The organism is Shewanella sp. POL2, from assembly GCF_000282755.1.
Taxonomy (GTDB): Bacteria; Pseudomonadota; Gammaproteobacteria; order Enterobacterales; family Shewanellaceae; genus Shewanella; species Shewanella xiamenensis.
Genome location: NZ_AKZL01000001.1, coordinates 127704 through 134931 on the forward strand (window position 1 = coordinate 127704; position 7228 = coordinate 134931).

The 7228-nt window shown below is 48.2% G+C and carries 6 protein-coding genes; 1 reads left to right on the forward strand and 5 read right to left on the reverse strand.

The genetic code is table 11. From position 1 onward, the window contains the following. Position 1: 1 nt before the first annotated feature. The 5 genes from hisS to SHEWPOL2_RS00590 all read right to left on the reverse strand — a co-directional run bounded on the left by hisS (position 2) and on the right by SHEWPOL2_RS00590 (position 5659). Entirely contained in the window at positions 2-1279 is a 1278-nt protein-coding gene (gene hisS / locus SHEWPOL2_RS00570) for a histidine--tRNA ligase (RefSeq protein ID WP_037424920.1), read from the reverse strand. Positions 1280-1437: 158 nt separating this feature from the next. Continuing rightward, positions 1438-2553: a flavodoxin-dependent (E)-4-hydroxy-3-methylbut-2-enyl-diphosphate synthase gene (ispG, locus tag SHEWPOL2_RS00575; protein ID WP_037420691.1), complete on the reverse strand. Its 1116-nt coding sequence runs from the start codon at positions 2551-2553 to the stop codon at positions 1438-1440. A 42-nt stretch (positions 2554-2595) separates the two neighbouring features. Then, complete coding sequence (locus tag SHEWPOL2_RS00580; protein ID WP_037424922.1) at positions 2596-3720, reverse strand: RodZ domain-containing protein; 1125 nt, start codon at positions 3718-3720, stop codon at positions 2596-2598. Next, positions 3717-4505 (reverse strand): type IV pilus biogenesis/stability protein PilW, encoded by a 789-nt coding sequence (gene pilW / locus SHEWPOL2_RS00585; RefSeq protein ID WP_037420698.1) that lies wholly within the window; start codon positions 4503-4505, stop codon positions 3717-3719. The genes SHEWPOL2_RS00580 and pilW overlap by 4 nt, the downstream gene beginning before the upstream one ends. Before the next feature lie 32 nt (positions 4506-4537). Beyond that, positions 4538-5659, reverse strand: a complete 1122-nt coding sequence (locus SHEWPOL2_RS00590; protein WP_011622013.1) for a bifunctional tRNA (adenosine(37)-C2)-methyltransferase TrmG/ribosomal RNA large subunit methyltransferase RlmN — start codon at positions 5657-5659, stop codon at positions 4538-4540. 144 nt (positions 5660-5803) lie between these two features. On the opposite strand from SHEWPOL2_RS00590, the gene SHEWPOL2_RS00595 reads away from it, so the two are divergent. Further along, a complete protein-coding gene (locus SHEWPOL2_RS00595) occupies positions 5804-6895 on the forward strand; it encodes a hemolysin family protein (protein ID WP_037424927.1) in 1092 nt (363 codons plus the stop codon). The last annotated feature ends 333 nt before the right edge of the window (positions 6896-7228 follow it).

Genomic DNA, 7228 nt, shown 5'->3' on the forward strand with positions numbered 1-7228 from the left:
CTTATTTGCTAAGTTCAGCTAAAAATGCGCTTAATGCATTTCGAGCGACCCGTTGTTGTTCGTTGTCATTGCGTAAGTATTTTACGGTAACCACACCTTCGGCGAGTTCTTCTTCGCCAATCAGTAAGGCTACTTGAGCGCCGCTTTTATCGGCACGCTTCATTTGTTTCTTCAGATTGCCACCACCACAGTGACTCATGACTCGCAGAGTGGGCAATGCAGAGCGCAGTTCTTGAGCCACTTTGATAGCTTCAACTAGGCAGTTATCCCCCATAGCGGCAACATAAACATCCACTTCAGCTGGGATATCCTGTGTCAGCGCTAAGGTTTCGAGTAGTAGGACGATGCGCTCTAATCCCATCGCAAAACCCACTGCTGGCGTTTCTTTACCACCCAGCTGCGCGACTAAACCATCATAGCGACCGCCCGCAAGTACTGTGCCTTGAGAGCCTAAGCTATTGGTAACCCATTCAAAAACCGTGCGATTGTAGTAATCCAGACCACGGACTAAGCGCGGGTTAACTCGGTATTGGATGCCAACCGCGTCGAGGAGTTCACGCAATTGTGCAAAATGTTGTGAGGATTCTTCGCCTAAGTAATCCATCAGCGCAGGCGCATCACCTAAAATGCTTTGCACTTGGGGATCTTTTGAGTCCAATACGCGCAGCGGATTGCTGTACATACGGCGCTGGCTATCTTCGTCTAGTTTGTCCTTATGTTGCTCTAAAAAGGCAATCAAGGCTTCACGGTAAGCGGCGCGCTCGGCAGGATCGCCTAAGGTGTTCAGCTCAAGCGTCACATGCTCGCTAATGCCGAGTTTTTCCCAAAGACGGGCGGATAACATCAACACTTCAGCGTCGATATCAGCGCTACCAATACCGTAGACTTCAACACCAAATTGATGGAATTGGCGGTAACGGCCTTTTTGCGGGCGCTCATGGCGGAACATGGGGCCCATGTACCACAAACGTTGTTCTTGGTTATACAACAGGCCATGCTCGTTACCCGCACGCACGGTTGAAGCAGTACCTTCGGGGCGTAACGTCAGACTATCGCCATTACGATCTTCGAAGGTGTACATTTCTTTTTCAACAATATCAGTCACTTCACCGATAGAGCGTTTAAAAAGATCGGTATTTTCCACTATTGGAGTGCGGATCTCACTGTAACCATAAGCAGCAACGCTTGAACGTAATACCGCTTCCACTTTTTGCCATAGAGGACTTTGAGTTGGCAGAATGTCATTCATTCCGCGAATCGCTTGGATCTGTTTTGCCACTGTATCGACTCGTCCGATTTCGCTAAATTAATAAAAAATGTCAGGCATTATAGGCTGTTCAACACTAAACGTAAAATGACCCCGTCAGTTTCGAGGTCTAGCTCAAGCCTTGAATGTTTTTATAACGCTTAACCTATGAGGTTATTCGGCTGCGGTTGTTACTCAGTCGTGTCTTTCACTTGGATGCGGTTAGCCATTTGGCTCGCCTTAGCGCGAATTTTCGCTTCGAGGGAATCGACTAGGTTATCATTGTCGAAACGCTCTTTTTGACGCTCACCTTCATCGTAGTAACCACTCTTACGATGACCACCCGTTAAGCCAATGTGCGACACTAAGGCTTCACCTGGGCCATTGACCACACAGCCGATGATAGACACATCCATCGCGGTCGTCACATCTTCGAGGCGGCGTTCTAACTCGTTTACTGTGCTGATCACATCGAACTCTTGACGTGAGCAAGAAGGACACGCAATAAAGTTAATGCCACGGCTACGGATACGCAGTGACTTTAGAATATCAAAGCCGACTTTGATTTCTTCCACCGGATCGGCCGCCAAGGAAATACGCAGCGTATCACCAATGCCCTCGGCAAGCAGCATGCCTAAGCCTACGGCTGATTTCACTGCACCGGCACGGGCACCACCCGCTTCAGTAATACCTAAATGCAATGGCTGGCGAATTTGCTTAGCCAATAAACGATAGGATTCTACCGCTAAGAACACATCGGAGGCTTTTACGCTGACCTTAAATTGGTCGAAGTTCAAACGGTCGAGAATGTCCACATGGCGCATGGCCGATTCGAGCAGGGCTTCTGGCGTAGGTTCTTTGTATTTGTCCATCAGATCTTTCTCTAATGAACCACCATTAACCCCGATACGAATTGGAATGTTTTTATCACGGGCGCACTCCACCACACTGCGGATACGCTCTTCGTTACCAATATTGCCTGGGTTGATACGCAAACAGTCCACCCCATATTCCGCCACTTTTAAGGCGATACGGTAATCGAAGTGGATATCGGCAACCAAGGGCACTGACACCGATTGCTTAATCACTTTAAAAGCCTCGGCCGCGTCCATGGTCGGCACAGAGACACGCACAATGTCGGCACCCACTTTTTCTAAGGCGCGAATTTGGGCAATGGTCGCCTCAACATCAGTCGTTTTAGTGTTGGTCATTGACTGCACTGCAATCGGTGCACCATCACCAATGGGTACATTGCCCACATAAATGCGGGTTGAAGGACGTCTCTTAATGGGTGTTTCGTTATACATACTCAATACGCTCTTTTCGGTACTCTGCGTTAAGCGTGAGACTTAAGCCTGTGGGATAGTCAAACGCGCAACACGACCCTTAGGAAATTCAGCAAGACTGATGGCTTTACCATCAACCGTAAAACTAGACACAACAGCCGGCGCGCCTAAGATCACTTTAAACGGAGGCACACCACTGGCTTGAATAGTTGCGCCAGCACCTCGGACCCCATCAACAATCGCTTTGCCCTTGGCATCGACGATGTTGATCCAGCAATCACCCGTGAGTTGAATATTGATATTGGATTGTCCAGCAACCACAGGCATGGTTTGTTCACTCGAAGCCGCTGGCGTGGCACTGTTCACCGGCGCGCTGGCTGTTGGTACATTTTGAGCCGCTACGTTTGTTGCAGAAGAATTTTGTGTAGAAAGCGTGTTTTGCGCAGTCACCCCTGCCGTTTGCACCGCACCTGATGCACTTTGGGGATTATTAGGCTCACTCGCATTGACTGTCGAATTGGCAGACACCTGCCCTGCTTCCATTGCCGCCATATCACTGATATTCGGGTCAATAGTGCTAGCATCAGTATCTTTTACTGGACCATCGGTCGCCATTGAACCGTTGACCGCGATCTCACTCAAACGTGCACTCGCATCCGTTTCGGTGAGTAAAACATCACCCGGCAAGGTTTGATTCGCCGCGGCTAACTCTTCAGCGGTTGGTTTTGAAATATCGACATGAGTCACTAGCGTCGTTCGTTGCATCCACCAAAGCACAAACAGACCGAGCAACACGATGACAATAAAAAAGCTCAGCCACTTTAATTTAGTGTCACGAGCTTGATAAGTGGTCTTACGGGAAAAACTTTGCATCGCAGGCTGTGTTACATAGGGCACCTGCCTTGCGAGACAGGCTTCGATGAGCGTGTTGTCGACCCCAAGCATACGCGCATAATTTTTAACGTATCCGCGTACGTAGGTTGATGAGGCAATATTTGAAAAATCATCGGCTTCGAGATTTTCAACAATACCAGGCCGCAAATGCAGCTTCACAGCTGTCTCCGCAATGCTCAAGCCCATCTGCTCACGAGCTGTTTTGAGTACGCTTCCGAGCGTTACATTAGGCGTCGACTCAGCTTCTTCTGTTGTCACTGGTTCTACTGACGCGTTCATTTCGTTATCTTTCATTGATGCAAATTAACTCTATATTGCTTGGCTTGAGGCGATGCTGGGAATTTGGCAAGCAATAAAATGCCAAATCGTTTCATGGCAGCATCATCATTCAACGCCTGCTCAATTTTTATTCCGAGCGTTAAACTCTCTGGAGTCTGGGCCGCAACTTGGTGGTAACGCGCTAACTGGTTACGCGCATCAACATAATCACCTTTATCTATCCCAAGCTCAACCAGCTCCAGTAAAGACACCGAGCGTCTCGGGTCATACTTTAACGCCATCTGAAAATACTGTCGTGCCTTTTCTGCTCGTCCCGCGTCTCTGCTGCAAAGACCTAAGTTTTCATAACTGGATGCGGTACGCGTATATTTGGGCATTTCTATTGCAGCCAAAAACATTTTTTCAGCTTTTTCGTATTGCTTTTGTTGGCACAAAAACACCCCAAAGTTATTCATGGAATCGCCAGAGGCGTCCTTAGTATTGATAGCGTCCTGATACGCCTGTTCGGTACGTACTAAATCGCCTACGGTTTGATAGTAATAAGCCATTGCCACATGCACATCTTCGAGCTCTGGTGCATATTCGATTGCTTTATCAAGATTATACTTGGCTTGTTCCGAGTTACCTCGATTAAGGTAGGTTAAACCGAGCTGCATACGCTCCCGCGCAGCGGCAACTTTATCCAGTTTTCGCTCCGACACCGGAATATCAGTCCCTGAATAGGTACGCTCAGTTACGCATCCTGTCACTAATAATGACAGGGCTATTGCTAATGAAAACCCTGACAATCCATGCTTCATGGGCAAGCCTATAAATCTGTGCAAACAAAGAGTTAATTCATTGTGACCGAAATCTGATTTTCTTGCATGCGTTTTTTTGCTAAACGCTTGGTTCGATCGCGAATATCCCCAGCCAGCTGTCCACAGGCGGCATCAATATCGTCACCACGGGTCTTACGCACAATCACGGTTAAGCCATATTCCATTAACACTTTCGAAAAACGGTCGATGCGCGAGTTTGACGAACGGCCATAGGGTGAACCTGGGTATGGGTTAAACGGAATAAGGTTTACCTTACAGGGGGTATCCTTCATTAATTGTGCTAATTCATGGGCTTGTTCGGTACTGTCGTTGATGTGATCGAGCATCACATATTCCACGGTGACACGGCCACGGTTAGCGTTAGATTTGGCGATGTAACGGCGGATCCCTGCAAGAAACTCCTGCAGTGGATACTTTTTGTTCACCGGAACCAGAATATCGCGCAGCTCATCGTTTGGCGCGTGGATACTCACGGCTAATGCGACATCGAGGGCATCACCTAATTTGTCTAATGCTGGAACAACGCCTGAGGTCGATAGCGTTACGCGACGTTTTGACAGACTAAAGCCAAAATCGTCTAGCATGATGTCCATTGCAGGGATCACGTTAGCAAGGTTAAGTAGAGGCTCCCCCATCCCCATCATCACCACGTTGGTAATGGGGCGCTCGCCAGTATCTTTCGCGAATCCTAAGAAATGCGAAACACGCCAAATTTGGCCAACGATTTCAGAGACAGTTAGGTTGCGGTTAAAGCCTTGCTGCGCCGTAGAGCAGAAAGTACATTCGAGGGCACAGCCCACTTGGGACGACACACACAAGGTAGCGCGGTCATCTTCAGGAATATAAACAGTTTCGACCTCTTGGCCTTCACCGACATGGATGGCGAACTTAATGGTGCCATCGGCGGATTTTTGATAGCTGGAAATCTCGGGCGCCACAATCTCACAGCGCGCCGCCAGTTTTTGGCGTAACACTTTGTTGATGTTAGTCATCTCTTCGAAGTCACTGACACCGAAATGATAGATCCACTTCATCAGCTGATCGGCACGGAAAGGCTTCTCACCCAGATCGGCAAATAATGCCCGCATCGCTTTACGATCAAGGTCTAATAAATTGATCTTTTTTTCACTCATAGGACTAACCTCAACACCAAAACCTGCAACAGGGCGGCGAATTATACAGACGCAGAAAAATTTTAGCCAGCAACTCCATTCTCCTATGCTAGAATCGCCGAGGGTCAATGTTGGCCTAAATTATGGAGTTGTAATACCACCAATATGTTAACCCTCATCATTATAGTGCTTGTCGCTGTTGCAGTTTCTTTTCTGTGCAGTGTATTCGAAGCTGTGTTGCTCTCGGTTACCCCTAGTTATATCGCTACGCTCGAACAAACTGACAGTGCTGCGGCGACAAGGTTGCGTAAACTGAAAGAGAACATCGAAGCGCCATTGGTGTCTATTTTGACCCTCAATACTGTTGCCCATACCGTAGGTGCCGCCGTTGCTGGTGCGCAAGCCGCTAAGGTCTTTGGGGATGATATGCTCGGCGTTTTCTCCGGAGTGTTAACCTTTATTATTCTGTTCTTCTCAGAGATTATTCCTAAATCTGTCGGAGCCAACCACTGGCGCCGTTTAGCCCCAAGCGTATCGATTGCCATTACGTGGATGAAGCGTGCTACCCAGCCATTAATTTGGATGTCGCAGCAAGTGACTCGCCTGCTAGGTAAAGGTGAAGAAGGCCAATATATTCGCCAAGAAATGAGCGCGATGGCCAAAATCGGTCAAGAATCCGGTGAGTTAGACGAACAAGAATCCAAGATTTTGACCCAAATGCTTAAGGTGCGTGATGTGCCCGTTACCGCGATTATGACGCCGCGCACCGTGATGTTCTCTTTGCCTATTTCACTGACGCAAAATGAGTTTGTGCAAGAATATCGTGACAAGCCTTTTACGCGTATTCCGGTATACGATCAGGACCACGACGATATTATCGGCTATATCACCCGCACCGATGTGTTGCTGGCTGAGCGTTATACTCCTGACGCGCCAATTGGCGAACTCAAGCGTAGCCTGTTTGTCGTACCCGAAACGGCCAAAATCCTGCCGTTATTTGAGCGGATGATTAAGCGCAACACCCAAATTGCCATGGTGGTTGACGAATACGGCAGTAGCCAAGGTATTGTGACCCAAGAAGATATTATCGAGTCGCTACTGGGATTAGAGATTGTCGATGTGAATGACCCCGCGACCGACATGCAGCAATTGGCGCGTAAACTCTGGACCAAACGCATGAAGCAAAAAGGCATTCGCCTCTCCGATGATGGCGACTTCGAAGCCGCAGCCGACGATGATGAAGCACGCTCGGGTTAATCTTGATTTAGTCATTGTCAAAGTAAAGGGAGCTTAGCTCCCTTTCTTGTTTTTGATGAGAAGGTTATAATCTCCCGCCGTAAAAGAGGTAAGTTATGACACAGAGATACACTCTCTCACTCGCGCACATCAACGATACCCATTCGAATTTTGAGCCTAGCCGCGTACATTTTTCCCTTAATCTTGGGCTTAAATCCTTAGATATTACCAGCCACAGCGGTGGTTATGCTCGTTTGGGATATCAAATTAGCCAGGCGCGCGTTCAAGCCATCCGAAGCAATACCCCGTTTTATTTTGCATGGGGGCGACAGTTTCCAAGGCACACAGGGGATA